The following is a 25,141-nucleotide window of genomic DNA, read 5'->3' as shown; positions in this document are numbered from 1 at the left end:
GTTGTGAACCCTTCCACTGCGCAAGCCGCTACAGTCGTCGACGAACTGGTCCGTGGGGGGGTGCGAGACGCTGTGCTCTGCCCGGGTTCGCGGAATGCCCCGCTAGCGTTCGCGCTGCATGCGGCCGATGCAGAGGGGCGACTGCGGCTGCACGTGCGCATCGACGAGCGCACCGCGGGATTCCTCGCTGTGGGTCTTGCCGATGCGAGCGGCAGTCCCGTCCCGATCGTCATGACTTCCGGCACCGCGGTGGCCAACCTCTGTCCCGCGGTCTTCGAGGCCAATTATGCACGGGTGCCGCTAGTGGTACTCAGTGCGAATCGCCCATACGAGATGCTGGGAACGGGCGCCAACCAGACCATCGAGCAGCTCGGACTGTTCGGCAGCCAGGTGCGCGCCACCATCAGCCTGGGGTTGGCCGAGAGCGACCTCCGCGAGAACAGTCAGTGGCGTTCGGCCGTGTGCCGGGTTCTCGCCGCGGCTAGGGGTACGCGGTCGGGCAACGCCGGTCCGGTGCAGTTCGACATTCCGCTGAGGGAACCACTCGTCCCCGACGTCCATGCACAGGGCCCGACCCCGCAGGGGCGACCAGGAGGGGCGGCGTGGACCACCACCCGGATTGCCACGCTCGACGTGCCGCTCGATCTCGACGTCACTGCCGACACCATTGTGATCTCCGGGCACGGGTCCGTCCTGCGGCCTGAGCTCGCCGGGCTTCCGACGGTCGCGGAACCGACGGCGCCCTTGCACGGCATTCCGGTGCACCCGATGGCACTGACGCAACTCAAACCGCGCCAGGTCATCATTACAGGACGCCCCACACTGCACCGTTCGGTGTCGAAGGTTCTCGCCGATCCCACGGTTGACGTCTACGCGCTTACTACAGGCCCGCGCTGGCCAGATGTGTCCGGCAACGTTCTCGCGACCGGTACCCGCGCGGTGGTCACTGGGGAACCTGACGTCGCCTGGATCAACCGGTGCCGCAAGCTGTCCGAGCACACCGACAATGCGATGCGGGCGCAGCTCACCGCTCACCCGAAAACAACCGGACTGCACGTGGCAGCCGCGGTGATGGACGCCCTCTCCGACGGTGACCAGCTACTGCTCGGGTCGTCCAACCCGGTGCGCGATGCCGCGCTCGTCAGTTACCCGTCTCTGCGGATCAGGGTGCTGTCCAACCGGGGTGTGGCCGGCATCGACGGCACTGTGTCCGCGACAGTCGGCGCGGCCCTCGCATATGAGGAAGGGCGCACCGTGGCTCTACTCGGCGACCTCACATTCCTGCACGACGCATCCGGATTGCTCATCGGCCCGGGTGAACCACGGCCCTCAGACCTGACGATCGTGGTGGCCAATGACGACGGCGGCGGCATCTTCGGACTACTCGAACAGGGAGATCCCCAATACGCCGGCGTGTTCGAACGGGTCTTCGGCACGCCGCACGGCGTGGATCTCGCCGCGCTCTGCGCCTCCTACCGCGTAGAACACCATCTGGTCGACGTTGTCGAGCTGTTCGATCGGCTGAGTGTTCCGCAAGCCCCATGTGACCGTGGAATCCGGGTACTCGAGGTGACCACCGACCGCTCCGGGCTGCGCGAATTGCACGCCTCGGTGCGGGCGCAGTTGTGACAGCGCAGGTAGCGAGGCGCCTCCGGTATGGAGTGCTGGTAGCGGCGGCCGGGATCTCGATCCTGGCCGTTCTCTTGGTGCTGGCCGCCTGGCGAAATGACCACACCATCGAGTCCGATAGGGGCGTCGCTACGGCCGAGGTGCTGTCGGCGGGTTCCATGCGCTCGGCGATCAGCTTCGTGACACCCGACGGGGTGACGCACAATCCCCAACTCGGCGTGCTCTACCCGACCAATCTCACCGTGGGCCAGCGGATCGACGTCGAATACGCGCGCAGCGATCCCGACCTGGTCCGGGTGTCCGGCCGCGACGCCAGGGTGGCCATTGTCCCGGCGGGGTCGGTGATCGTCGTGACGTGGCTGGTCGCGGGTCCGGTGAGCTGGTATCTCCGGCGGCACGAAAACTCGGCAGTGCTTTCGGTGCCGACCTCATCGTGAGTCTGCGAAGTTCGCACGTGGCCTGAGATCTGCGGCTGGTTGCCTTCTGCTCGGCCTTCGACGGGATCCGCCACGGAGTCCGCGCATGGTGCCGACATATGTATCGGGCCGCGGTTGGTAGCGTTTCGCCTGTGGCAACTACACACGGTTCGCGGGCGTCGCTCGAAAAGGATCCGCATGAGGTCGCGTCGATGTTCGACGCAGTCGCGAAGCGCTATGACCTCACCAACACGATTCTGTCGTTCGGGCAGGATCGCAGTTGGCGCAAGGCGACACGGTCCGCGCTGGCGCTGAAGCCCGGGGAGCGAGTTCTCGACCTTGCCGCGGGTACGGGGGTGTCGACCGTTGAACTCGGAAAGTCGGGTGCGTGGTGTGTGGCCACCGATTTCTCCAAGGGGATGCTGCAGGCAGGCATCGACCGCCGCGTTCCAATGGTGACGGGTGACGCCATGCACCTGCCATACGCCGACGCAGTGTTCGACGCCGCAACCATCTCCTTCGGCCTTCGCAACGTCTCAGACTTCGACGCCGGCCTCCGAGAGATCGCCCGGGTCACCAAGCCCGGCGGCCGCCTCGTCGTGAGCGAGTTCTCGACGCCGGTGTTCGGGCCGTTCCGCACGATCTACATGGAGTATCTGATGAAGGCGCTGCCGAGGGTCGCCCGCGCCGTCAGCAGCAACCCGGACGCCTACGTGTACCTCGCGGAGTCCATCCGCGCGTGGCCGACCCAGCGTGAACTCGCCCAGCGTATCGAGGCAGCCGGGTGGCGGGACGTGCAGTGGCGCAACCTCACCGGTGGTGTGGTGGCCCTACACCGCGCCACTCGCTGAACCTCAGCCGAACAGGGGTCGCGAGTCGACCTTCTGCGCCACCCGACCAGACGCCCGCCATACGCGGGCGGTGAGGTCGCTGTCCTCCTCGGTGACGAGGTTGCCCATGACACGGACCGCGACGGTCATCAGCGCCCGTGACCGCATCGCCACCGGACCGGACGTCGGTAGAATCTGCGGAACGGTCAGTAGTCCGGCGAGGCGCCGCGCCACCGAGAACGCCCGACCGTAACGCTCCCGGAGAATAGAAGGCCACAGTTGCGTCAGGTCGTCGGCGTCCAGGATCTCTGCCACCAGACGACCGCCCTCGAGTCCGTAGTCGATGCCCTCGCCGTTCAACGGGTTCACACAGGCTGCCGCGTCACCGACGATCGCCCAGTTCCGGCCTGCGATGTGTGACACCGCACCGCCCATCGGCAGCAAGGCGGATCCGACGGCCCGGAGTTCACCGTTCCAGTTCCACTCGGCGCGTCGCTGCGCGGTGTAAAGGTCGAGCAGTGGCCGCAGTGCACCCGAGGCTGGACGTTTGGCGGTAGCCAGGGTGCCGACACCGATGTTGACCTCGCCGGTTCCGAGGGGGAACACCCAGCCGTATCCCGACTGCAGCGTGCCGGCGCCGTCACGCAGTTCGAGGTGTGACGTGATCCACGGGTCCGCGCTGCGGGCGGTCGCGATGTAGGCGCGGGCGGCGACCCCGTAGGCAGTGTTCCGATGCCATTCACGGCCGAGTTGCTTGCCGAGCGTGGATCGGACGCCGTCCGCGATGATCAGTGTTCGGCAGGCGATCGTAGAGGTGCCGTGGATGGTCTCGAGCGTGACGGCTGTTACCTGATCGCCGGTTCGTTCGACCCCGACCGCCTTGGCGCCCTGCACCATCACCGCACCGGCGTCGACCGCGTTCGCCCGGACCTTGTCGTCGAGTTCGGTGCGGGCCACGGCGCTGCCGACCGAGGGGAAGGACTTGCCCGGCCACTCGAGTTCGAGTTCGTGGCCGAAGCCGCTGAGCCGCAGTCCGCGGTTGGTCCCCTTCGACCGTACCCACTCGCCGAGACCGAGAAGATCGAGTTCCGCGACGGCGCGCGGTGTGAGGCCGTCGCCACACGTCTTGTCTCGGGGGAATACGGCGGCGTCGACGAGGACTACGTCGCGGCCCGCGCGGGCGACCCAATACGCAGCCGATGAACCCGCCGGACCAGCGCCAATGACCAGGACATCGGTGGCGGTGGGTGGCGGGGAGCCCGCGGGCGACTGTTCTTCTGCTAGCACATGTACATCCTGTCAGGCGTCGCGATTCGACCACGGCGAGCCGTCATCCGTACCGCGGCGAGCCCGACGGGGAGCGGTACCGCTAGGTTCACTAGCGTGGTATCCGGGCCGTCAACGACGGCGCGGGACCGAGCCGTCACTGACGACAGGAATGGGTACTGAGAACGTGAGCACCGAGGGCACAGCACATACTGCTGCCGACGCCGTAGTAGAGACTACGGTCGCCGGGATCGATCTCGGCGACCCGCAGCTCGCCGCCGCGGTCCGTGAAGGACTGGAGAAGGTTGAGGAACTGCTGGTCAGTGAGCTTTCGGACGGAGAGGATTTCCTGACGGAGGCCGCATTGCACCTCGCGAAGGCGGGAGGTAAGCGCTTCCGCCCGCTGTTCACGGTGCTCACGGCGCAGCTTGGACCCAACGGCTCCGACCCCTCGGTCGTCACGGCCGCTACGGTCGTGGAACTGGTTCATCTCGCGACTCTCTACCACGACGACGTGATGGACGAGGCGTCGATGCGTCGGGGCGTCGTCAGCGCGAACTCACGGTGGGGCAACAGCGTTGCGATTCTCGCGGGCGACTATCTGTTCGCGCACGCGTCACGTCTCGTCTCGACGCTGGGACCGTCCGCCGTTCAGATCATCGCCGAGACGTTTGCCGAACTCGTCACGGGCCAGATGCGCGAGACGATCGGCCTTCGCGACGAGCAAGATCCGGTCGAGCACTACCTCAAAGTCGTCTGGGAGAAAACGGGATCGCTGATCGCGGCGTGCGGACGCTTCGGCGGCACGTTTTCGGGTGCGGATGCGGACCACGTCGAGCGGCTCGAACGCCTCGGCGATGCAGTTGGCACCGCGTTCCAGATCTCCGACGACATCATCGACATCTCTTCGGTGTCGGCGCAGTCGGGCAAGACGCCCGGAACCGACCTGAGGGAGGGCGTCCACACGCTTCCCGTCCTGTACGCGCTGCGTGATGAGGGTCCCGACGCCGATCGCCTGCGGGTACTCCTCGACGGCCCGATCACCGATGACGACGAGCTCGCGGAAGCCCTCACGCTCCTCGATCGGTCGCCTGGGATGTCCGCCGCGAAAGCGAAGCTGGGGGAGTTCGGGGTCCAGGCGCGTGCGCAGCTTGCCGAACTTCCGAAAGGTCCCGCCAACGACGCACTCGTCAAGCTCGTCGATTACACGATAGAGCGCGTCGGCTGAGCCGTACTGGTCATCACCCGGGTCCTCATCACCCGGTTTCTCGTCGTCCGAACGGGAACCGTCCGGCCACCTTGCTTCGTTGAATCATCATGATCCCGAAATATGAAACGATCGTGATCGGGGTGACAGCGATAGGAAGGTGAGACGTGCACTACGCAAACGGGATGAAGACTCTGGTTCTTTTGGTCGGCATGTCGGCGCTGATCGTGTTCATCGGCGCGTTGTTCGGCAACCCGACCATCCTGCTGATGGCGATCGTGTTCGCGGTGGGGATGAACGCATACGTGTACTTCAACAGCGACAAGATGGCGCTCAAGGCTATGCGTGCCCAGCCGGTCACGGAGGTGCAGGCGCCGGCCATGTACCGGATTGTCCGGGAGTTGGCTACGACGGCGCACCAGCCTATGCCGCGGCTCTACATCAGCCCGACGAGTGCGCCCAACGCGTTCGCGACAGGTCGTAGCCCCCGCCATGCCGCGGTCTGTTGCACCAGCGGCATCCTGCAAATCCTCAACGATCGGGAACTGCGTGCGGTGCTCGGGCACGAGCTTTCCCATGTCTACAACCGAGACATCCTGATTTCCTCGGTGGCCGGTGCCATGGCTGCGGTCGTATCGGGTCTTGCGAACTTCGCCATTTTCGCGAACATGTTCGGGGGACGCGGCGGGGGGCAGGGCACCAATCCGATCGCGCTGCTACTGGTGGCGCTGCTCGGTCCGATCGCCGCGACGATCGTGAAACTGGCGGTGTCGAGGTCGCGCGAGTTCCAGGCCGACCAGTCGGGCGCGGAACTCACGGGCGACCCCCTGGCGCTTGCGTCCGCGCTCCGAAAGCTCGAGCAGGGCACCCAGGCTGCCCCTCTGCCGCCGGAGCCTAAGCTCGCAGCCCAGTCGCATCTGATGATCGCGAACCCGTTCCGCACCGGTGAGAAGATGAGCAGGATGTTCTCCACCCACCCGCCCATGGCCGAACGAATCCAGCGTCTCGAGCGGATGGCGGGGATGTAGACGGCTCCGCCGCCGGATAACATTGCCGCCTTTTGGGGGTCTGCGCTTCAGTGGATCGCCAACCCTTCGTCGACGGTCCCTGGTGTATCGCGATGAAATGATGCAGTCTGAGGTGTGGAGCCTCGGCTCGACGCATGGGGAGGCTCGACACCTGGGGAGGACAGCATGGCAACCAATCACAAGTCGACATCCAAACACTTCCTCGAGCTCTGGGGTGACAATGCAATGCACAGGTCGGACGACTACCTGGCCGCGAGCTACGTCAACCATCAGATGCCCGACGCCGCGGGCGGCACGTCGACAAAGTCGCTGGCAGAATGGAAGTCCCTGCTCGCGGGCTTCCACGAGGCCTTCTCGGACGTGAAAATGGAAGTCCTGCTACAGGTTCACGAGCGAGACTACGTCTGCTCGCGATTTCGAATGACGGGCAAGCACACCGGCGCCTTCGAGGGCCTCGCAGCGACTGGCAAGACGAGCACATGGACCGGAGTCGACACGGATCGGTACGAAGACGGCAAGCTCGTCGAGACATGGGTCGATTGGGACAAGTACAGCTTCCTGGACGGTCTTGGGCTCGCTCCGCGAGATAGTTGATTTCTTGAAAGGTGAGCCGCAGCGAGGGCGGTGGTAGGTCGGGGCACGCCGGCTACAGCATGTGCCCTACTGCTGGGGGTATTCGTCGACGGCTTCTGGCGTTGGCTGCCGGTAGCTCACACAACTGGACCACCGGCAACCCCCGCCAAATGGTCACCGGTCGCCTACCACCGTTGACCCCACTGAGGCATCAACCATCTAGCGGTAGTTCACGAACTGCAGAGCAATCCCGAAGTCCTCACCCTTCAACAGTGAAATGACGGACTGCAGGTCGTCGCGCTTCTTGCTACTCACCCGTAGTTCTTCACCCTGGATCTGAGCCTTGACCCCCTTGGGGCCCTCGTCGCGGATCTTCTTGGTGATTTTCTTGGCGTTCTCTGTGGTGATGCCCTGGACAAGGCTGCCGGACAGCTTGTAGATCTTTCCGGACTGCGAGGGCTCGCCGGCATCGAATGCCTTGAGCGAGATGTCGCGCCGGATCAACTTCTCCTTGAAGACCTCCAGCGCCGCAAGCAGTCGCTCCTCGCTGTCGGCGGTCAGGGTGATGGTTTCCTCGCTGGACCATTCGATCGATGCTCCCGTGTTCCGGAAGTCGAACCTGGTCGACAATTCCTTGCCGGCCTGATGCAGGGCGTTGTCCACCTCTTGACGCTCCACCTTGCTCACCACATCGAAGGACGAATCAGCCACTTCATACTCCTAGGTTCATCTAGTCTTCCTCGTCGCAACCCGGCCGACGGCTCACCGAATGCCGGCGAGCAGATTCGACGCTATCGGTTCGCAACCGCCCGTATCCACCCGGTTTGCAAAACGGGGGCCTATTCGTTGTATTCTTCTTTCCGCAGCGGAGAGTGATTTCGCACAGACTTCGAGCTCCTCCTGCGACCCGGCAGATTGCCCGAGCGGCCAATGGGAGCGGACTGTAAATCCGTCGGCTTATGCCTACGTAGGTTCGAATCCTACATCTGCCACCCACAGAACCCCGGTGAGCGAACGCTCGCCGGGGTTCTGTCGTTCGTGGACGAGAACTGGGCTCTACCGGTGGGCGCCTCGTCGTCGGCCTCGCTGCGCCGGAACGGTCGGGTGAGACAACTAGGGGAAGTCGCTGACCAGCAAATTTGGTTCTGGAACAGACTTCTGTGTAATCTCGTCAAGGCTTCGACGCGCAGCGATGTGCGAGCGGAGCACGCCCCCTTAGCTCAGTCGGTAGAGCGTTTCCATGGTAAGGAAAAGGTCAACGGTTCGATTCCGTTAGGGGGCTCGCTGGATTGAAGTGGGACGCATTGTGCGCGACACTCGACACCGAGGCGGTGTAGCTCAGTTGGTAGAGCAAACGACTCATAATCGTTGCGTCGCCGGTTCAAGTCCGGTCACCGCTACACAATATGCATGATCCAACCTGATTGATCGTAATCAGATACACCCGAAAGAAGGCATCCTGTGGCCTCCTCGACTGACGTTCGGCCCAAGATCACTTTGGCCTGCGATGTGTGCAAGCATCGTAACTACATCACAAAAAAGAATCGGCGCAACGACCCCGATCGCCTGGAGATCAAGAAGTTCTGCCCGAACTGCGGAACTCACCAGTCGCACCGAGAGTCGAAGTAACGAGATCAAGGCAGGGCAGCGTCGGTGTGGGAGCCTTTCGGGCTCCTGAACGGGCCGGCGTCCCAGGCTAGATTCCAGGCTGGAAGGGATTGTTTCGCGTGACCGATATCGACGTGACCACTGAACCGACGTGGACAGCGTCGGTGCCTGGCAATTCCTTGGATCCGGCGGCGCAGGCGTCGGCGATGGTCGGCCATCACTACCGTGTAGAGGACTTCTACGAGGTAGGGCGCGAGAAGGTTCGCGAGTACGCGCGGGCGGTGCAGGACACGCACCCCGCGCACTACGACGAGAGCGCGGCAAAGGGCCTCGGCTACGACGGTCTCGTCGCACCGCTCACCTTCGTCTCTATCGTGGGTGCTATCGCGCAGCGTCGCCTCTTCGAGGAGATCGTCATCGGATATGACCTCAGTCAGATCATGCAGACCGATCAGCGGCTTGTATTCCACAAGCCGATCACGGCCGGTGACCGACTCTTCTGTGACGTGTACCTCGACTCCTTCCGGCAGGTCGCGGGCAGCGACATCATCGTCACCAAGAACGTCATCACGGATCAGAACGACGATCTCGTTCAGACCACCTGGACCACGCTGGTCGGTCGAACCGGCGGTGAGGTCGACGAGAACATCGCCCACGCTGTCAAGGATGTGATGATGCATGTCGCTTCGTAAGTTCGCCGAGGTCAAGGTGGGGGACGAGCTTCCTGAGCGGGTGGTCACTCTCACTCGTGGAAACTTGGTTCACTACGCCGGTGTCTCCGGTGATCCGAATCCGATTCACTGGAGCGACGAGGTCGCTAAGCTCGCGGGCTTGCCCAACGTTGTCGCGCACGGAATGCTCACCATGGGTCTCGGAGGCGGATTCGTCTCTTCCTGGCTGGGAGATCCCGGTGCAGTGGCCGAGTACAACGTCCGGTTCACGAGTCCCGTGTTCGTAGAGGCTCACAAGGCCGCCGCCGTGGAGTTCACCGGCAAGGTGAAGTCGCTCGACGAGGAAAGTAAGACAGCTGTAGTCGCGATCGTGGCGCGCTCCGAGGGAAAGAAGATCTTCGGTCGCGCCACCGCAACGGTCCGTCTGGCCTGACAGCCCGGGCGGATTGGGTTTGTTCCGGGGCTTTGAAGTACACTGAGATTTCTGGGATTACTCAGCGCTGCGCGCTGCCCTACGGTGCTGTTCAGCCGGCTAAGGGTAGCGCGCGTGTCATGTGATCGCAGAGAGGTCGGTACGGAGCTGGTCCACAATTATGGATCAGGTCACCCGACCAAAGGGGCGTAGCTCAACTGGCAGAGCAGCGGTCTCCAAAACCGCAGGTTGCAGGTTCAAGTCCTGTCGCCCCTGCCCCCGGATGCCAGCGACTGAGAGGAACGACGTGAGCGAGGAGCGCGCCAAGCGCGGCGGCGACACATCAGGGTCGACGCGCCAGGACGGTGTCGAAGATGCCGCGGCCGACGCCACTACGCGTTCCGACGCTCCCTCGGGCAAGCCCAGTGGGAAGCGTCAGAGCCGTCGTTCGTCGGCAGGTACCGAAGGTTCCGTGAAGTCGCCGGAACGTTCGAAGCCGGACGCGGCCACCAAGGTCAGACCCGCAAAGAAAGACCGGGCCGAGAAGCCGCGCAAGGAGAACATCTTCAAGCGCTTGCGCAGGTTCCTCCGCGAGGTCATTGCGGAACTCCGCAAGGTGATCTGGCCGAATCGCAAGCAGATGATTACCTACACGAGCGTGGTACTGGTATTCCTGGTGTTCATGGTGACGTTGATCGGAGTGCTGGATTTGGCGGTCATCAAGGGCGTCACCTGGTTGTTCGATTGACGGAATCCGCCTCGGTGGATCCGAAGTATGTGAGTGACGAGAGGAAGCGAGTGCCCCAGTGAGCACCCCCGAGAACGACACGAATGAGGCTTTGGCCGAAGAGCGTGTTTCTGCCGAGGCGGCAGCCGAAGTGGATGTCGAGGCTGCCGACGAGGGCATCGAAGCCACGGACACCGAAGCCACGGACACCGCAGGCGACGACCTTGCCGAGGCTCCGCTCGACGAGGCGGCGGCGGACGACGAGCCTGCCGCGGCTGAGGAGGCGGAGGATCCAGTTGCCGAGTTGAAGGCCGCGTTGCGCAGGGCTCCCGGCGACTGGTACGTCATCCACTCCTATGCCGGCTACGAGAACAAGGTCAAGACCAATCTCGAGACCCGTGTCCAGAACCTCGACGTCGGCGACTATATCTTCCAGGTGGAAGTTCCCACCGAAGAGGTCACCGAGATCAAGGGCGGACAGCGCAAGCAGGTGAATCGCAAGGTTCTGCCCGGCTACATCCTCGTCCGCATGGAGCTGAACGACGAGTCCTGGGGAGCTGTGCGGAACACACCCGGCGTCACCGGATTCGTCGGTGCCACTTCGCGCCCTTCCCCGCTGACGCTCAACGACGTAGTCAAGTTCCTGCTCCCGCAACAGGAGCAGAAGAGGCAGGCCGCGGCGGCTTCAGCGGGGGAGTCCGGCGCAGAGAGTATCGCGAAGCCGCTCATCGAGGTCGAGTTCGAGGTCGGCGAGTCGGTCACCGTCATGGATGGCCCGTTCGCGACGCTCCCCGCCAGTATCAGCGAGGTCAACGCCGAACAGCAGAAGCTCAAGGTCCTCGTATCGATCTTCGGTCGCGAGACCCCGGTCGAGCTGTCCTTCACGCAGGTCGCGAAGATCTAGCGGCTACATACTTGCACTGCAGTAGCAAGAACAAACCCAGCAAGAATTAGGAAATCGAGATGCCCCCCAAGAAGAAGAAGAAGCTCGTCGGGCTCATCAAGCTACAGATCCAGGCTGGTCAGGCTAACCCTGCACCGCCCGTGGGTCCCGCGCTTGGTCAGCACGGCGTGAACATCATGGAGTTCTGCAAGGCATACAACGCGGCGACTGAGTCTCAGCGCGGCAATGTGGTGCCGGTCGAGATCTCGGTCTACGAAGACCGGACCTTCGATTTCAAGCTGAAGACCCCTCCGGCTGCCAAGCTGCTACTCAAGGCTGCAGGCGTGCAGAAGGGCTCTGGCGAGCCGCACATGACCAAGGTTGCATCCGTGACCATGGACCAGGTGCGCGAAATCGCGAAGACCAAGCAGGAAGACCTCAACGCCAACGACATCGAGCAGGCCGCGAAGATCATCGCCGGCACAGCACGCTCGATGGGCATCACGGTCGACGGCTGAGTCATCTGATCTGTTGACGGCATCGCCGTCGGATCGACTGACCGGACCGCGGTCGAAGTAAGCGTGGGAGGGTCTGCCAGGCCCGGACCACAACTGAACCATTTACCACTGCGGTAAGAAGCGCACCGCGGTGAGAAGTTAGGACAGAAGATTATGGCAAAGCGCAGTAAGGCGTATCTCGCCGCCGCTGAGAAGATCGACCTCGACAACCTGTACAGCCCGTTGCAGGCTGCGAAGCTGGCGAAGGAGACGTCGTCGAGCAAGATGGACGCGACGGTCGAGGTTGCCGTCCGCCTCGGCGTCGACCCGCGTAAGGCGGACCAGATGGTTCGCGGCACGGTCAACCTGCCGCACGGCACCGGTAAGACCGCCCGCGTCATCGTGTTCGCCGTCGGCGAGAAGGCAGCCGAGGCCGAGGCCGCTGGTGCCGACGTGGTCGGTGCCGAGGACCTCATCGAGCGAATCCAGGGTGGATGGCTCGAATTCGACGCCGCGATCGCAACCCCCGATCAGATGGCCAAGGTCGGCCGCATCGCCCGCGTCCTCGGACCGCGTGGCCTGATGCCTAATCCGAAGACCGGCACCGTGACGGCTGATGTCACGAAGGCCGTTGCCGACATCAAGGGCGGCAAGATCAACTTCCGCGTCGACAAGCAGGCCAACCTGCACTTCGTGATCGGCAAGGCTTCGTTCGACGACGCCAAGCTGGTGGAGAACTACGGTGCCGCGCTGGACGAGATCCTGCGTGCGAAGCCGTCCTCCGCGAAGGGTCGCTACGTCAAGAAGGTCACCGTGTCGACGACCACCGGACCGGGCATCCCGGTGGACCCGAACCGCACGCGCAATCTTCTCGAGGATGCCGAAGCGTAGGTCTCGTTACAGTTCACACGGTTCGGCCGGTACGGAACCTCCGTACCGGCCGAACCACTTTTTTTTGCGGCTTCTGTCGTTGTCGAAGGAACCCCATGGGATTCGTGCGCTAGCTGGCACTACACCGAATCAGTGTGCGTGCCAGGGTCGATTTGGTGGCGGAACCTGCAATGCCGTAGGATTCTCTGCGGAGTCCAGCGCAGTATGTGAACTCCACCCCAAATCATGTTCTACCCAAGACCGTTGGTGATCGCTTCCCGCAAGGGTGCGATTGAAAGTCCGGGAATGTCCGGCGGCCCACGCAGGAGGACGAGGTAGGGGGACGCTATTCGGTTGTGGTTTTCGCGCCGCGATCGTATCGCTTCCTCACACGCCCCGTGTGCCCTGCACCGGGGCGTTTTGCATGTCGTGGATTGTGTGCTCCGGAACGTCCCGGTAGTGCGCGGCGGTTCCGAAGTGGGATAACGACTGTCATGAGAGGAGGCGAAGTATGGCAAAGCCTGAGAAGGTTTCCGCGGTTGCGGAGATCGCCGAGCAGTTCAAGGGTTCGACCGCTGCTGTGATCACGGAATACCGTGGTCTGACGGTGGGCAACATTACGACACTGCGACGCGCCCTCGGAGAAGGTGCCACCTACTCCGTCGCCAAGAACACCCTGGTCAAGCGTGCCGCCGTAGAGGCGGGCGTCGAGGGCCTTGATGACCTTTTCGTCGGTCCGACCGCCATTGCATTCATCAAGGGCGAGCCCGTCGATGCTGCGAAGGCTCTGAAGGACTTCGCTAAGGACAACAAGGCGCTCATCATCAAGGGCGGCTACATGGATGGCGCTGCGCTGTCCGTGGACGAGGTCAACAAGATCGCGGACCTCGAGTCCCGCGAGATCCTGTTGGCCAAGCTCGCCGGCGCGATGAAGGGCAACTTGGCAAAGGCCGCAGGCCTGTTCAACGCTCCTGCCTCGCAGATGGCCCGTCTGGCCGCTGCACTGCAGGAAAAGAAGGCCGCAGAAGGCGGAGCCGCAGAGGCGCCCGCCGAGGCTGCAGCCGAAAGCTGATCCGCACCCGCGCATCACTGCTATAACCCAGCCCGGTCGCGGATCAGCGACATGGGACTTACAGGAAGGACCGCCACAATGGCGAAGCTCAGCACCGACGAGTTGTTGGACCAGTTCAAGGAGCTCACCCTCCTCGAGCTCTCGGAGTTCGTGAAGTCATTCGAGGAGACCTTCGAGGTCACCGCCGCTGCTCCGGTTGCCGTTGCCGCTGCAGGCGCCCCGGCTGCTGCCGGCGCCGAAGCTGCTGAAGAGCAGGACGAGTTCGACGTCGTCATCGAGTCGGCCGGCGACAAGAAGATCCAGGTCATCAAGGTCGTCCGTGAGGTCGTTTCCGGCCTCGGCCTGAAGGAAGCCAAGGACCTCGTCGAGGGTGCTCCGAAGGCCATCCTGGAGAAGGTTGACAAGGCCGCGGCTGAGGCTGCCAAGGAAAAGCTCGAGGCTGCCGGCGCGAAGATCACCGTCAAGTAAGACGGTCGCTACTGCGCCGTTCGCGGAGCAGACGACAGGGCCATTCCCCCTCGTGGGGAATGGCCCTGTCGTCGTCTCCGCGAACGGTCCCAAGGTATCGAGAGGGCCGTCGAAACCCGGACGCGGGACCAGGATTTCACTCACTGATCAGATGTTCTTCGGCGCAAACCCGGCCCGCACCCGGTACGTGTACAACCGGGCACTGGCCGAGCGGTCCCACGCCTGGACGCAGGAACAGCGGCGTGTCACCTACGCGGACACCTCGACAATGCTGACCGGGTGGAAGCGCGACGAAGACACCACCTGGCCGACCGAACCCTCCACGGGGCCGCTACAGGAATCGTTGCGGCAACTCCATGGGGCGTTCGACAAGTTCTGGCGCAAACAAACCCGGTACCCGCAGTTCAAGAAGAAGGGCAGGAGCCGGGACTCGGCCACCTACTACTCGAACTGCTTCAGGTTCCGGGACGGGCGGATCACGCTCGCGAAACAGGCCGAACCACTGCACATCGTCTGGTCTCGGCCGCTGCCGGACGGGGCGGCCGGCTGGTATGGGCGGCAGGTGGTGGCGATCGAGAGGTTCTATCCGTCGAGCAAGACGTGTTCCGCCTGTGCTCGGGTCGAGTCGAAGATGCCGTTGCACGTTCGGGAGTGGACCTGCCTGTGTGGCAGCGTCCACGACCGGGACGTGAACGCGGCGAAGAACATTTTGGCCGTTGGACTGACGGTGACAGCCTGCGGAGATGGTGTGAGACCGTCCCGCACGTAAGTGGGGGAAGGCAACTATCGGTGAACCAGGAAACCCTGGGTGCGAACCCGGGAATCCCGGCCCTTCAGGGCCGGGAGGAAGTCAAATCCCGGTCTGGACACGTTGGTCTGGGGTGGTGGACCGGACTTTGGCATCTATTCTTACTCATGAGTAGTATCCCCCGTTACAGATAGCACTTCGATGCGATAGGGTGACCCAGCCCATATGGAGTGCGTACATCGGACGGTCGCGGAGGTATTTGGTGGGAGTCGAGGTAGCCGTAGAGGGACTGACAAAGTCCTTCGGCTCGCAGAGGATCTGGCAAGACGTCACGTTGACTCTCCCTGCAGGCGAGGTGAGCGCGTTGCTGGGTCCGTCGGGTACGGGCAAGTCGGTATTCCTGAAGTCCCTGATCGGTCTGCTTCGTCCGGAGCAGGGATCGATCGTGATCGATGGCACCAACATCCTGGAGTGCTCGAGCAAAGACCTGTACGAAATCCGCAAGCTGTTCGGTGTGCTGTTCCAAGACGGTGCCTTGTTCGGATCGATGAACCTGTTCGACAACGTGGCGTTCCCGTTGCGGGAGCATACGAAGAAGTCCGAGTCGGAGATCCGCAATATCGTTATGGAGAAGATGGAACTCGTCGGTCTGCTCGGGGCGGAGGAGAAACTACCTGGCGAGATCTCAGGTGGGATGCGCAAGCGTGCCGGGCTGGCCCGGGCGCTGGTCCTGGATCCTCAGATCATCCTGGTCGACGAGCCGGACTCTGGTCTGGACCCAGTGCGCACCACCTATATCAGCCAGACGCTGATCGACATCAACGCCGAGATCGACGCGACAATCCTGATCGTTTCGCACAACATCAACCTGGCGCGTACGGTGCCGGACAACATCGGCATGCTCTTTCGCCGGCAGTTGGTGATGTTCGGGCCGCGGGAGGTGCTGCTCACCAGCGAGGAGCCGGTGGTCAAGCAGTTCCTGAACGGCACGATGATCGGACCGATCGGCATGTCGGAGGAGAAGGACGAGGCACAGATGGCGCAGGAGCAGGCGATGGTCGACGCCGGCCATCATGCCGGTGGCGTGGACGACGTCGAGGGCATCGTCCCGCAGATGAAGGCGACACCAGGGATGCCGTTCCGTCAGGCCGTAGCCCGCAGGCAGGAACGGGTGCGGAACATCATGCACACATTGCCAGAGAACGCGCAGTTCGCCATTCAGGAAAGCCTCGACGAGAATCCCAACGGCAGAGCTGACCACGCATACAGCCTGGAAGACACGCAGATCATCCCCGTATATCAGGGCGATGGATACGAAAACACCACTAGCGGGCAAGGGTAGGCGCAACGGATGGGGTTTACCCGCAACTCGATCTTGCGGCCGGTCGACGGCGCGCTGACGCAGGCCGGCAACATAGTCGAGCTCTTCGTCGAGGTCGCACGCAACGCGTTCAAGCGGCCGTTCCAATTCCGCGAGTTCATCGAACAGGCCTGGTTCATCGCGAGCGTCACGATTCTGCCTACAGCGCTGGTCGCGATTCCGTTCGGTGCAGTGGTGTCACTGCAGACCGGATCGCTGATCAAACAGCTTGGTGCAGAGTCATTCACGGGAGCAGCCAGTGTGCTGGCCGTCATCCAGCAGGGCGCCCCGTTGGTGACGGCACTATTGGTGGCGGGAGCGGCAGGTTCGGCGGTCACCGCGGATCTCGGCGCACGGACGATCCGCGAAGAGATCGACGCGATGGAAGTTCTCGGCATCAACCCGGTCCAGCGTCTCGTCGTGCCTCGGGTCCTCGCCATGATTGTTGTCGCGGTTCTGCTCAACGGACTCGTGTCCTTCGTCGGCATCGCAGGCGGCTACTTCTTCAACGTGATCCTCCAAGGGGGCAACCCCGGTGCGTATCTGGCATCGTTCTCGGCCTTTGCACAACTTCCCGACCTCTGGGTCGGCGAGTTGAAGGCGGCCGTCTTCGGACTCATTGCCGGCGTCATCGCTTCGTACAAGGGGCTCCATCCGAAGGGCGGACCGAAAGGCGTCGGTGACGCAGTCAACCAGTCGGTGGTCATCACGTTCCTGCTGCTGTTCTTCGCGAACCTGATCATCACCATGGTGTACCTCCAGATCGTTCCGGCGAAGGGATCGTGACCCGATGACAATCACAAAGGGACGCGGTGACCGAACCCTGATGGCGGTACGCCGAGTCGGTCGTGCACCGCTCAACGTGCTCGATAAGGCCGGCGAGCAGATGTCGTTCTACGCCAGGGTCATCGCCTGGATTCCCCACACTCTTGTGCACTACCGCAAGGAAGTGCTCCGACTGCTCGCTGAAGTCACCTTCGGCACCGGCGCTCTTGCTGTCATCGGTGGCACGATCGGCGTCATCGCGATGATGTCCGGTTTCACCGGCGTAGTCGTCGGCCTACAGGGCTTCGCTGCGCTCGAACAGTTGGGCAGTTCGGTCCTCACCGGCTTCCTGTCTGCCTACGTCAACACTCGCGAGATCGCCCCGGTCGTTGCGTCGCTCGCGCTGTCGGCAACTGTCGGCTGTGGTTTCACCGCTCAACTAGGTGCCATGCGGATCTCGGAAGAGATCGACGCACTGGAGGTCATGGCGGTGCCCAGCGTGCCCTTCCTCGTCACCACTCGCATGATCGCGGGGTTCGTTGCCGTCATCCCGCTCTACATCGTGGGTCTGCTCGCCGCCTATCTGGCCTCCCGCACCATCAGCACCGTCTTCAACGGACAGTCGACAGGTTCGTACGACCACTACTTCAACCTGTTCCTACCACCGCAAGACGTCCTCTACTCGTTTGCGAAAGTGCTGATCTTCGCCTTCGTGCTGATTCTGGTCCACTGCTACTACGGCTATCACGCTTCCGGCGGTCCCGCCGGAGTGGGTGTGGCCGTGGGTAGGGCCGTTCGCACGGCTATCATCGCCATCGCCGTTCTCGACTTCTTCGTGAGCCTCGCCCTGTGGGGCACGACTACTACTGTGAGGGTGGCCGGATGAGCAACACGGCGCCGGTCGTGGGCCGACGGGTGCTTGGACTGGTGTTCTTCCTGGTCCTCGCACTGTTCCTGGCCGTCACCATCGGCATATACAACAAGTCGTTCACCAAGGTCGTCGAGGTCAGCCTCCTCACAGGCACCGTCGGAAACGCTCTGCCGGCCAACGCGGACGTGAAGGTCCGCGGTCTCATCGTCGGCGAGGTCCGATCGACGTCCACCAGGGAAGGCGCGGTCACGTTGGCTCTGGCTATCCAGCCGGACAAAGCGGGGTTGATCCCGGTCGATTCGACGGCTCGTCTGCTGCCCAAGACACTGTTCGGTGAGCGCTATGTGTCGCTCATCCTTCCCGAGGATGACAGCGCTCCCCCGATCCAGCCCGGCGACACGCTGTATCAGGACCAGAGCGGGAACGCTATCGAGGTCAGTGAGGTTCTCGACGGTCTGCTGCCGCTGCTTCAGGCGATTCCGCCACAAGACGTGGCTAACACGCTGGGCGCACTAGCCCAGGGCCTGAGTGGGCGCGGTACCGAAGTCGGTTTGACGATCGACCGTCTCGAAGAGATCTTCGGCGGACTGAACACCGAGCTTCCGGCCATCCAGGAGGATCTGCGCGGTCTGGCCGACTTCTCTCAGACGTATTCCGAGGCGGCGCCCGATTTGATCGACGCACTCGATAACCTGCGGACTCCCGGAAATACTGTGGTGGAGAAGCAGGGTGAGATCGCCACACTGCTCGCTTCTCTGACCGGGACCTCGGCGAGTACGGCAGATCTCCTACAGACCAACGCCGATTCGATCGTCGGTATCGCCGCAGATTCACGCGAGACGCTGCAACTTCTCGGTCGCTACTCACCGACCTTCGGTTGTGCTTTCGCGGGATTCGCGAAGACCGCACCCGCCGCTCTTGAATTGCTGGCTTTGGACGATCCGTATCCGGGCGCACGTGCCACCGTGCAGTTCGTGAACCCGAAGGGTCGATACTTGCCCAACCAGGATGAGCCGCGCCTGCTCGATGACCGTGCGCCCGCTTGCTACGACAACGTGACTGCATCCGGAGGATTTTTCCCGCAGTATCCGGGTGGGTCTTCGTACAACGACGGCGCCTACCAGGTTCCTTCTCGCAATCCGGGCCCCTCGACCGTAGAGTTCTTGCCGCCGCCCGCCGGCGTTCCGGACAAGGTCCCGGGATACGGGGCCGAGGTCATGCCCGCGAGTTACGCGGGTTCGAAGATGGAACAGGACACATTGGATGTTGTTTACGGCGAGGCCGGCGGCATCACCCCCGAGGACGTACCGAGTTGGACGACACTCGTCGGCGCGCCGGCCATGAGGGGGACCGAGGTGAGCTTCAAGTGAAGAGCCTGGCAGCACCATTGGTGAAGCTGATCGTGTTCGCTGTGGTCACCATTCTGGCGACCGGTCTGCTCGCGGCCACCATTGCCAACCTCGGTGGCGGGGGCGGCGCCAAGTTCAACGCGATCTTCTCGGATGTCACCTCGCTTAACGAGGGCGACGAAGTCCGAATCGCCGGTGTGCGTGTCGGCCAAGTGGAGAACATCGCGATCTACAACGAGCACGAAGCGAAGGTCCAGTTCACGGTGGCGGAACGCGATTGGCTTCCGGCCGGCACCACCGCAACCATCCGGTTCCGGAACCTCGTTGGGCAGCGCTACATCGCGCTCGAACAAGGGGAGGGGCCGCAGGGTATGAAATTGACTGGCGGCGAAACCATTCCGATCGAGCGGACGAATCCGGCCGTCAACCTCACCACGCTGTTCGACGGATTCCGGCCCTTGTTCCAAACCCTCAGCGCCGACGACGTGAACAAGTTGTCGTACCAGATCATCCAGGTGTTTCAAGGTGAGTCGGGAACGATAGAGGATCTCGTCAAGAACACGGCAAGCCTCACCAACACGATTGCCGACAAGGATCAGGTGATCGGGACGGTGGTCAACAACCTCAACGACGTGCTCGCCACGGTGAATCAACGTGATGATGAACTCGATTCGCTGATCGTCAACACTCAGCAACTCGTCACTGGGTTGGCAGCCGAGCGGGGAACGGTCGGCTCGGCGGTGACCTCTCTCGCGGGACTTACCGACGCGACGGCCGATCTACTCGAACCCACCAGGCCCGCGATCACCGAATCCATCGCGTCGCTCAACACGTTGGCCACCACGCTGAATCGTAACTCCGAAACGGTCAACAGTGTCCTCGAGACGCTTCCAGTGAAGCTTGAAAAGCTGGGCAGGGCAGCCAGTTACGGATCCTGGTTCCAGTTCTACCTCTGTGGGGTCGACATCGTCGCAGGACCAGGTACCGCGCCCCAACTGAACTTGCCCACTGGCCTACCTACTGTCAACGAGGCCGTCTACACGAACTCGGCGAAGCGGTGTACCCAAGATGGGCTACAGGAGTTGCAATCACGATGAGCAGACGTCGCAGCCCGGCAGTGGCTGGAGCCCTCGGCATTTTCGTAGTGCTGTTGGTTACCGTCTCGGCCTTCTTCCTCGATTCGCTGCCGATCATCGGGGCCGGATCGACCTACCATGCCCAATTCGCTGAGGCAGCGGGTCTCAAGCCGAACAACGAGGTCCGGATTGCAGGTGTCAAGGTCGGAAAGGTCACTTCGGTCGACCTCGACGGTGACCGCGTCGATGTGGCCTTCAAGGTGTCGGATGCGTGGGTCGGTAACGAGACGTCGGCCTCGATTCAGATCAAGACCATACTCGGCCAGAAGTATCTGGCCCTCGAGCCGCGTGGTTCGAAGACGTTGAATCCCCGTGATGTGATCCCCCTGGATCGCACCACTTCTCCGTACGACGTGATCGAAGCGTTCTCGTCGACCGCTGAGACGATCGGCGACATCGACTCCGATCAGCTCGCGGAGAGCTTGGCGACGCTGTCTCAGGCATTCGAGGGGACCCCCGCGGAGATCCGCGCATCGCTGGATGGCGTGAGCAGGCTGTCGCACACCATCGCGAGCCGCGACCAGGAACTGCGAAAGTTGTTCGATGCGACCAGCACGACTACGACGATCCTCGCGGACCGCGATGCCGAGTTCAACCGATTGATCAGTGATGCCGGACTGCTGCTGGGCGAGTTGAACAGCCGTCAACAGTCGATTTCGCAGTTGCTGACTGGAACGCAAAGGCTGTCACAGCAATTGACCGGACTTGTTCGCGAGAACGAGGCTGCCATCGGCCCCGCGCTCGAACAGCTCAATGGCGTCGTCGAGATCCTGAAGGCGAACAACGAGAACCTGGATCAGGCGACCAAACTGTACGAGCCCTTCATTCGCCTCTACACCAACGTGGTGGGTAACGGCCGTTGGTTCGATCAGGCCGTTGTGAATGTCCTGCCGCCGTCGATACCCGATTCTTCCAATACGCGCGAACCAGGCCGACAGTTGGGAGGCAACTGATGATAGACGTCGAGAACGGAGCCGCTCGCAGTGGACGCCGCCGCGCTATCACGCTCATCGCCGGTATCGTCGTTGCAGCGCTGGTGATTACGGGCGCAGTATGGTGGCTGTTCGCCCGGGCAGGTACCACGAAGATCACCGCGTACTTTGACAAGTCAGTAGGTATCTACGAGGGCTCCGATGTGCGCATCTTGGGAGTAAAGGTCGGGTCTGTCGACAGCGTCGAGCCGCAGGGCGCGCAGGTGAAGGTCGAGATGCGGGTCGATCGCGGAGTGGACATTCCCGTGGACGCGAAGGCTGCCCAGATTACCCCGTCCGTGGTGTCCGACCGCTACATTCAGCTCACGCCCGTCTACACGGGAGGGGCCAAAATGGCGAGCGGCGCGATTATCGAGCGTCAGGACACGGCCACACCTGTCGAGGTGGACCAGCTGTACGAGAGCATCGATCAACTCTCGAACGCTCTGGGCCCGAACGGGGCGAACAAGGACGGAGCGCTGTCGCAGTTCATCGAGACCGGCGCAGCAAACCTCGACGGCAACGGAGAGGCGTTGGGTGAGAGCATCGGCAACCTTTCAGACGCAGCCCGTACGCTGAACGAGAGTCGCGGCCAGATATTCGACACCGTCAAGAACCTCCAGGTGTTCGTGGGCGCGCTGGCGGCCAACGACCAGCAAGTCCGAGAATTCAATTCGCAGCTCTCGGATCTGTCGGGTTTCTTGGCGGGGGAGCGGGAGGACCTCGGTGCTGCCCTCAACCAGCTGGCGATTGCGCTCGGTGACGTCTCGAAGTTCGTGGCGGACAACAGGGAGATACTGGCGAAGAATGTGGACGACTTGGTTCCGGTGACGCAGACGCTCGCGGACAACCGGGAGTCTCTGGTCAACTCGCTGACCCTGCTTCCGCTGGCGATCAGCAATCTGGCCAACTCGTACGATGCGGAGTCGGGCACCCTGGCCTCGCGTGTGGTCTTGCAAGATCTGGAGGAACCTGCCGCCCTTGTCTGCAAGCTGATCGATCTTGGCAAGCTCAAGCCCGGAGATCCGCAGTTCGAGCAACTCGGACGGCAGATGCGGCCGTTGATCGACAACTGCATGAACATCGCCTCGGATATCACACAAGCGACATCGTCTCCGTCGCTTGTGCTTCCGTTCGGGATCATGAGTGGGGAAAACATCCAGCGGATGGTGACGCCTGGCACAGTGCCGGGTGTGGTGTCGCCGCGACTCGAAGGTGTACTGGGCGGTGAGGGCCAATGAAGCGGCCGATAATCTTTGGAGCCGGTGTTTGTGCCTTGGCGGTCGCAGTGAGTTCCTGCTCGTCCGAGGGAATCTACGGAGTTCCTCTGCCGGGCGGTCCTGATATCGGCAATGATCCGATGCATCTGACGATTCAGTTCGATGACGTTCTCGACCTCGTGCCGCAGTCCGCGGTAAAGGTCGACGGTGTTCCCGTGGGCCGGGTCGAATCGATCAAGGTAGCGTCGGACGGGTGGACGGCGGACGTCCAGGTCATCCTCGACTCGTCGGTCGATCTTGCGGCCAACGCTGTCGCTGCCATAGATCAGACCAGTCTGCTCGGTGAGAAGTTCGTGCAGCTGTCCGAAACACCGGGTGACAAGGATCCCGCGCGACTGGAAGACGGCGACAGGATCGGTCTGGACCGAACACGGCACGCCACCGAAATCGAGCAGGTTTTCGGCGCGCTGTCGCTGCTTCTCAACGGTGGCGGTGTGGGCCAGTTGCAGCCGATCGTGCACGAACTCAGCACCGCCCTCGACGGGCGTGAGGATCGTGTGCGGGGATTGCTCGAACAGGCGAACACCCTCATCGACGGTCTGAACCAGCAGCGCGACGACATCACGCGCGCCCTCGACGGACTCGAGACGCTGACCACACGGGTCGACGAACAGAACGAGAGGATCGGGCTCATTCTCGACGAGCTTCCGATTGCCGCCGAAGTTCTCAACGAACAGCGTCCGCAGCTCACCGAGCTGCTCGTGCAGTTGGACCGGCTTGGCACGGTCGGGACCGACGTGATCAATCAGTCGAAGGACGATCTGATCGCCGATCTCCTCGCTCTCCGTCCGACGTTGAAGGCTCTCGCTGAATCGGGCGACGACCTGCCGAAATCACTCGCATTCATTCCGACGCTCCCATTTCCGGACGGTATCGAGAAGATTGCGCTTGGCGGATCGGTCAACCTGTTCCTGTCGGTCGATCTTCAGATCGGCAACGCACTGAGCGCCCTCGGAGTCGGCCAGGGCGATCCGGTGTATTTGCCGCCAAAGTACGGCGAACCGAAGCCGATCGTCGATCCGTCGAACCCGTACTACAACGGCAATGGTCCAAAGTCAGGTTGGCCAACCGTGTCGCTACTTCCGATTCTGCCGACGATTCCCGCCCCGACGGATGTGGCGGCCCCGGGTCTTCCCGAAGCGGCACCCGCGGACGGCGAGGGCAATGACGAGGAGAGCACGATACCCAGCGAGTCGCGGTCTCCGCAGAATCCGCTCGAGGGACTGCTCGAACAGTTCGGAATCGGAGGTGGACAGTGAGGTCGCAAGTGATCAGGATCCAGCTCATCGCGTTCGCCATCGTGGCGATACTCGGGGTGGTCTACGTCGGGGGCAAATATGTCCGACTCGACAACTTGCTGGGGTTCGGTGAGTACAACGTGAACGCGCAGTTCAAGGACTCCGGCGGAATCTTCACCAATGCCGAGGTCACGTATCGCGGTGTTCCGATAGGTCGGGTGGGCGATCTGTCGCTCACCTCGACTGGTGTCAACGTCCAGTTGAAGATCTCCAACAGCTGGTCGGAGATTCCTGCATCGGCCAAGGCGGTCGTCGCCAACCGGTCCGCGATCGGCGAGCAGTACGTGGACCTCCAGCCCGACAGCGATGAGGGCCCGTTCCTCGGGGGTGGCTCGGAGATCGTCGAGAGTAACACCAGCACACCCGTTCCCGTGGAGCAGGTGCTGATGGCCACCGACACTCTGGTCAAGTCGGTGCCGATCGACCCTCTGCGCACAGTCGTCACCGAACTGGGAGCGGCATTCAACGGCAGAGGTGAGGACCTGCAGACATTGGCGGATTCCCTCTCGACGCTGTCGAAGGACGGACTCGACGTACTCCCGCAGACGTTGTCCCTCATCAGAGACAGTGAGACCGTGCTGGCGACGCAGACCGATCAGTCGTCGGCGATCGTTCAGTTCAGCTCCGACCTGGACGCCGTTGCCGCGCAGCTACGGAGCAGTGACCCCGACATCCGCTCGATCATCGACCAGGGAATTCCGGCGAGCGAGGAGATCGGAAAGCTGGTGAACGAGACTGGTCCGAACCTCACCACCGACTTGACGAACCTTGCCGCACTGAGCGAAGAGCTGGCTCCACGGGCAGTCGCTCTCCGTCCACTCCTGATCTTCCTGCCGGCTATCGCCGGGGCCGCCGGGACCGTGGCACCGGGGGATGGAACTGTGCACCAGGGCCTTGTTCTGGAAACCAACAATCCACCGGCGTGCACAATCGGCTACGAAGGGACTTACGAGATCCTGGCCGAGATGAAGCGGCAGGACCCGAACTTCGACGATACCCAGCAGGACTTTCCCTTCAACACCGAGGCAAATTGCGATGTGCCCCAGGGAAGTGTGACCGGCGTGCGTAGTGCAGACAGAATCGTGTTCGCAGATCCGGATACGATTCAGCCATGGGACTTCGATCCGAAGGTCATGCCGGACACGCTCAACTTGAATCCCATCGCAACGCAACTCGCACCGCTCCTCGGGGTTACCCCCAAGTAGC

At 62.6% G+C, this 25,141-nt stretch carries 27 protein-coding genes and 4 tRNA genes; 29 read left to right on the top strand and 2 right to left on the bottom strand.

All coding sequences use genetic code 11. The annotated features are described in order from the left end of the window. The first annotated feature begins 3 nt into the window (after positions 1 to 3). The 3 genes from menD (at position 4) to RM2_RS16545 (ending at position 2,896) form a co-directional block, all read left to right on the top strand. A complete protein-coding gene (gene menD, locus RM2_RS16555; RefSeq protein WP_072690665.1) occupies positions 4 to 1,629 on the top strand; it encodes a 2-succinyl-5-enolpyruvyl-6-hydroxy-3-cyclohexene-1-carboxylic-acid synthase in 1,626 nt (541 codons plus the stop codon). Next, positions 1,626 to 2,066 (top strand): DUF3592 domain-containing protein, encoded by a 441-nt coding sequence (locus RM2_RS16550; RefSeq protein WP_072690650.1) that lies wholly within the window; start codon positions 1,626 to 1,628, stop codon positions 2,064 to 2,066. The genes menD and RM2_RS16550 overlap by 4 nt, the downstream gene beginning before the upstream one ends. A 98-nt stretch (positions 2,067 to 2,164) precedes the next feature. Further along, complete coding sequence (locus tag RM2_RS16545; RefSeq protein WP_072690649.1) at positions 2,165 to 2,896, top strand: demethylmenaquinone methyltransferase; 732 nt, start codon at positions 2,165 to 2,167, stop codon at positions 2,894 to 2,896. A 3-nt stretch (positions 2,897 to 2,899) separates the two neighbouring features. Here RM2_RS16545 and RM2_RS16540 read toward each other — a convergent pair whose 3' ends face one another. Beyond that, positions 2,900 to 4,162, bottom strand: a complete 1,263-nt coding sequence (locus RM2_RS16540) for a geranylgeranyl reductase family protein (RefSeq protein ID WP_072690648.1) — start codon at positions 4,160 to 4,162, stop codon at positions 2,900 to 2,902. 151 nt (positions 4,163 to 4,313) lie between these two features. Here RM2_RS16540 and RM2_RS16535 point away from each other — a divergent pair, with 151 nt between their 5' ends. The 3 genes from RM2_RS16535 (at position 4,314) to RM2_RS16525 (ending at position 6,970) form a co-directional block, all read left to right on the top strand. Then, entirely contained in the window at positions 4,314 to 5,369 is a 1,056-nt protein-coding gene (locus RM2_RS16535) for a polyprenyl synthetase family protein (RefSeq protein ID WP_072690647.1), read from the top strand. Positions 5,370 to 5,515: 146 nt separating this feature from the next. Beyond that, on the top strand, positions 5,516 to 6,376 hold the full coding sequence (gene htpX / locus RM2_RS16530; protein WP_072690646.1) for a zinc metalloprotease HtpX: 861 nt from the start codon (positions 5,516 to 5,518) through the stop codon (positions 6,374 to 6,376). A gap of 165 nt (positions 6,377 to 6,541) precedes the next feature. Then, a complete protein-coding gene (locus RM2_RS16525) occupies positions 6,542 to 6,970 on the top strand; it encodes an ester cyclase (protein WP_072690645.1) in 429 nt (142 codons plus the stop codon). Between the two features lie 198 nt (positions 6,971 to 7,168). On the opposite strand, the gene RM2_RS16520 is transcribed toward RM2_RS16525, so the two are convergent. Then, entirely contained in the window at positions 7,169 to 7,660 is a 492-nt protein-coding gene (locus tag RM2_RS16520) for a YajQ family cyclic di-GMP-binding protein (RefSeq protein ID WP_072690644.1), read from the bottom strand. 198 nt (positions 7,661 to 7,858) lie between these two features. Between RM2_RS16520 and RM2_RS16515 the strand changes: the two genes are divergently transcribed. The 23 genes from RM2_RS16515 (at position 7,859) to RM2_RS16405 (ending at position 25,140) form a co-directional block, all read left to right on the top strand. Next, positions 7,859 to 7,941 (top strand) — tRNA-Tyr (locus RM2_RS16515). 217 nt (positions 7,942 to 8,158) lie between these two features. Continuing rightward, positions 8,159 to 8,231: transfer RNA gene (locus RM2_RS16510), tRNA-Thr, on the top strand. A gap of 45 nt (positions 8,232 to 8,276) precedes the next feature. Further along, positions 8,277 to 8,349, top strand: a tRNA-Met gene (locus RM2_RS16505). Positions 8,350 to 8,410: 61 nt separating this feature from the next. Then, positions 8,411 to 8,578, top strand: coding sequence for a 50S ribosomal protein L33 (rpmG, locus tag RM2_RS16500; RefSeq protein WP_072690643.1), 168 nt, complete (start codon positions 8,411 to 8,413; stop codon positions 8,576 to 8,578). Positions 8,579 to 8,763: 185 nt separating this feature from the next. Beyond that, positions 8,764 to 9,249: a (3R)-hydroxyacyl-ACP dehydratase subunit HadA gene (gene hadA / locus RM2_RS16495; RefSeq protein ID WP_084721844.1), complete on the top strand. Its 486-nt coding sequence runs from the start codon at positions 8,764 to 8,766 to the stop codon at positions 9,247 to 9,249. Next, positions 9,236 to 9,661: a (3R)-hydroxyacyl-ACP dehydratase subunit HadB gene (gene hadB, locus RM2_RS16490; protein ID WP_072690642.1), complete on the top strand. Its 426-nt coding sequence runs from the start codon at positions 9,236 to 9,238 to the stop codon at positions 9,659 to 9,661. The genes hadA and hadB overlap by 14 nt, the downstream gene beginning before the upstream one ends. Positions 9,662 to 9,843: 182 nt before the next feature. Then, positions 9,844 to 9,916 (top strand) — tRNA-Trp (locus RM2_RS16485). 31 nt (positions 9,917 to 9,947) lie between these two features. Then, positions 9,948 to 10,388, top strand: a complete 441-nt coding sequence (gene secE, locus RM2_RS16480; protein WP_072690641.1) for a preprotein translocase subunit SecE — start codon at positions 9,948 to 9,950, stop codon at positions 10,386 to 10,388. Between the two features lie 58 nt (positions 10,389 to 10,446). Continuing rightward, positions 10,447 to 11,271, top strand: coding sequence for a transcription termination/antitermination protein NusG (gene nusG / locus RM2_RS16475; protein ID WP_072690640.1), 825 nt, complete (start codon positions 10,447 to 10,449; stop codon positions 11,269 to 11,271). A gap of 59 nt (positions 11,272 to 11,330) precedes the next feature. After that, a complete protein-coding gene (gene rplK, locus RM2_RS16470) occupies positions 11,331 to 11,768 on the top strand; it encodes a 50S ribosomal protein L11 (RefSeq protein WP_072690639.1) in 438 nt (145 codons plus the stop codon). A gap of 153 nt (positions 11,769 to 11,921) precedes the next feature. Then, the gene (gene rplA / locus RM2_RS16465; RefSeq protein ID WP_072690638.1) at positions 11,922 to 12,638 is read left to right on the top strand and encodes a 50S ribosomal protein L1; all 717 of its coding nucleotides are present in this window, start codon (positions 11,922 to 11,924) and stop codon (positions 12,636 to 12,638) included. A 490-nt stretch (positions 12,639 to 13,128) separates the two neighbouring features. Beyond that, positions 13,129 to 13,689, top strand: coding sequence for a 50S ribosomal protein L10 (gene rplJ / locus RM2_RS16460; protein ID WP_072690637.1), 561 nt, complete (start codon positions 13,129 to 13,131; stop codon positions 13,687 to 13,689). A gap of 78 nt (positions 13,690 to 13,767) precedes the next feature. Further along, positions 13,768 to 14,157, top strand: a complete 390-nt coding sequence (gene rplL / locus RM2_RS16455; RefSeq protein WP_072690636.1) for a 50S ribosomal protein L7/L12 — start codon at positions 13,768 to 13,770, stop codon at positions 14,155 to 14,157. Between the two features lie 151 nt (positions 14,158 to 14,308). After that, entirely contained in the window at positions 14,309 to 14,926 is a 618-nt protein-coding gene (locus tag RM2_RS16450; RefSeq protein WP_072690635.1) for an RNA-guided endonuclease InsQ/TnpB family protein, read from the top strand. A 238-nt stretch (positions 14,927 to 15,164) separates the two neighbouring features. After that, positions 15,165 to 16,247, top strand: a complete 1,083-nt coding sequence (locus RM2_RS16445) for an ABC transporter ATP-binding protein (RefSeq protein ID WP_072690634.1) — start codon at positions 15,165 to 15,167, stop codon at positions 16,245 to 16,247. A gap of 9 nt (positions 16,248 to 16,256) precedes the next feature. After that, complete coding sequence (locus RM2_RS16440) at positions 16,257 to 17,051, top strand: MlaE family ABC transporter permease (protein ID WP_072690633.1); 795 nt, start codon at positions 16,257 to 16,259, stop codon at positions 17,049 to 17,051. Between the two features lie 4 nt (positions 17,052 to 17,055). Continuing rightward, positions 17,056 to 17,916 carry an MlaE family ABC transporter permease gene (locus tag RM2_RS16435; protein ID WP_072690632.1) on the top strand — a complete coding sequence of 287 codons (861 nt, stop codon included), beginning with the start codon at positions 17,056 to 17,058 and terminating at the stop codon, positions 17,914 to 17,916. Then, a complete protein-coding gene (locus RM2_RS16430) occupies positions 17,913 to 19,271 on the top strand; it encodes an MCE family protein (protein WP_072690631.1) in 1,359 nt (452 codons plus the stop codon). The genes RM2_RS16435 and RM2_RS16430 overlap by 4 nt, the downstream gene beginning before the upstream one ends. Continuing rightward, complete coding sequence (locus RM2_RS16425) at positions 19,268 to 20,347, top strand: MCE family protein (RefSeq protein ID WP_072690630.1); 1,080 nt, start codon at positions 19,268 to 19,270, stop codon at positions 20,345 to 20,347. The genes RM2_RS16430 and RM2_RS16425 overlap by 4 nt, the downstream gene beginning before the upstream one ends. After that, positions 20,344 to 21,339 carry an MCE family protein gene (locus RM2_RS16420; protein ID WP_072690629.1) on the top strand — a complete coding sequence of 332 codons (996 nt, stop codon included), beginning with the start codon at positions 20,344 to 20,346 and terminating at the stop codon, positions 21,337 to 21,339. Before RM2_RS16425 ends, RM2_RS16420 begins: the two co-directional genes overlap by 4 nt. Continuing rightward, complete coding sequence (locus RM2_RS16415) at positions 21,339 to 22,598, top strand: MCE family protein (protein WP_072690628.1); 1,260 nt, start codon at positions 21,339 to 21,341, stop codon at positions 22,596 to 22,598. The genes RM2_RS16420 and RM2_RS16415 overlap by 1 nt, the downstream gene beginning before the upstream one ends. Next, a complete protein-coding gene (locus tag RM2_RS16410; RefSeq protein WP_072690627.1) occupies positions 22,595 to 23,896 on the top strand; it encodes an MCE family protein in 1,302 nt (433 codons plus the stop codon). Before RM2_RS16415 ends, RM2_RS16410 begins: the two co-directional genes overlap by 4 nt. After that, the gene (locus tag RM2_RS16405; protein WP_072690626.1) at positions 23,893 to 25,140 is read left to right on the top strand and encodes an MCE family protein; all 1,248 of its coding nucleotides are present in this window, start codon (positions 23,893 to 23,895) and stop codon (positions 25,138 to 25,140) included. The genes RM2_RS16410 and RM2_RS16405 overlap by 4 nt, the downstream gene beginning before the upstream one ends. The last annotated feature ends 1 nt before the right edge of the window (position 25,141 follow it).

The sequence above is a fragment of the Rhodococcus marinonascens NBRC 14363 genome (assembly GCF_001894885.1).
Lineage (GTDB): Bacteria > Actinomycetota > Actinomycetes > Mycobacteriales > Mycobacteriaceae > Rhodococcus_F > Rhodococcus_F marinonascens.
The sequence above is the reverse complement of the archived record's forward strand: the minus strand, read 5'-3'. Positions and strand labels throughout refer to the sequence as shown.

Excerpts from the sequence above, each read along its gene's own strand:
- rplJ (WP_072690637.1), top strand. The coding sequence starts at position 13,129 with ATGGCAAAGCCTGAGAAGGTTTCCGCGGTTGCGGAGATCGCCGAGCAG.
- RM2_RS16420 (WP_072690629.1), top strand. The coding sequence starts at position 20,344 with ATGAGCAGACGTCGCAGCCCGGCAGTGGCTGGAGCCCTCGGCATTTTC.
- RM2_RS16535 (WP_072690647.1), top strand. The coding sequence starts at position 4,314 with ATGGGTACTGAGAACGTGAGCACCGAGGGCACAGCACATACTGCTGCC.
- rplA (WP_072690638.1), top strand. The coding sequence starts at position 11,922 with ATGGCAAAGCGCAGTAAGGCGTATCTCGCCGCCGCTGAGAAGATCGAC.
- RM2_RS16410 (WP_072690627.1), top strand. The coding sequence starts at position 22,595 with ATGAAGCGGCCGATAATCTTTGGAGCCGGTGTTTGTGCCTTGGCGGTC.
- RM2_RS16525 (WP_072690645.1), top strand. The coding sequence starts at position 6,542 with ATGGCAACCAATCACAAGTCGACATCCAAACACTTCCTCGAGCTCTGG.
- hadB (WP_072690642.1), top strand. The coding sequence starts at position 9,236 with ATGTCGCTTCGTAAGTTCGCCGAGGTCAAGGTGGGGGACGAGCTTCCT.
- hadA (WP_084721844.1), top strand. The coding sequence starts at position 8,764 with ATGGTCGGCCATCACTACCGTGTAGAGGACTTCTACGAGGTAGGGCGC.
- RM2_RS16545 (WP_072690649.1), top strand. The coding sequence starts at position 2,165 with ATGTATCGGGCCGCGGTTGGTAGCGTTTCGCCTGTGGCAACTACACAC.
- rplL (WP_072690636.1), top strand. The coding sequence starts at position 13,768 with ATGGCGAAGCTCAGCACCGACGAGTTGTTGGACCAGTTCAAGGAGCTC.
- RM2_RS16435 (WP_072690632.1), top strand. The coding sequence starts at position 17,056 with ATGACAATCACAAAGGGACGCGGTGACCGAACCCTGATGGCGGTACGC.
- rplK (WP_072690639.1), top strand. The coding sequence starts at position 11,331 with ATGCCCCCCAAGAAGAAGAAGAAGCTCGTCGGGCTCATCAAGCTACAG.
- RM2_RS16450 (WP_072690635.1), top strand. The coding sequence starts at position 14,309 with ATGTTCTTCGGCGCAAACCCGGCCCGCACCCGGTACGTGTACAACCGG.
- RM2_RS16415 (WP_072690628.1), top strand. The coding sequence starts at position 21,339 with ATGATAGACGTCGAGAACGGAGCCGCTCGCAGTGGACGCCGCCGCGCT.
- RM2_RS16430 (WP_072690631.1), top strand. The coding sequence starts at position 17,913 with ATGAGCAACACGGCGCCGGTCGTGGGCCGACGGGTGCTTGGACTGGTG.
- RM2_RS16440 (WP_072690633.1), top strand. The coding sequence starts at position 16,257 with ATGGGGTTTACCCGCAACTCGATCTTGCGGCCGGTCGACGGCGCGCTG.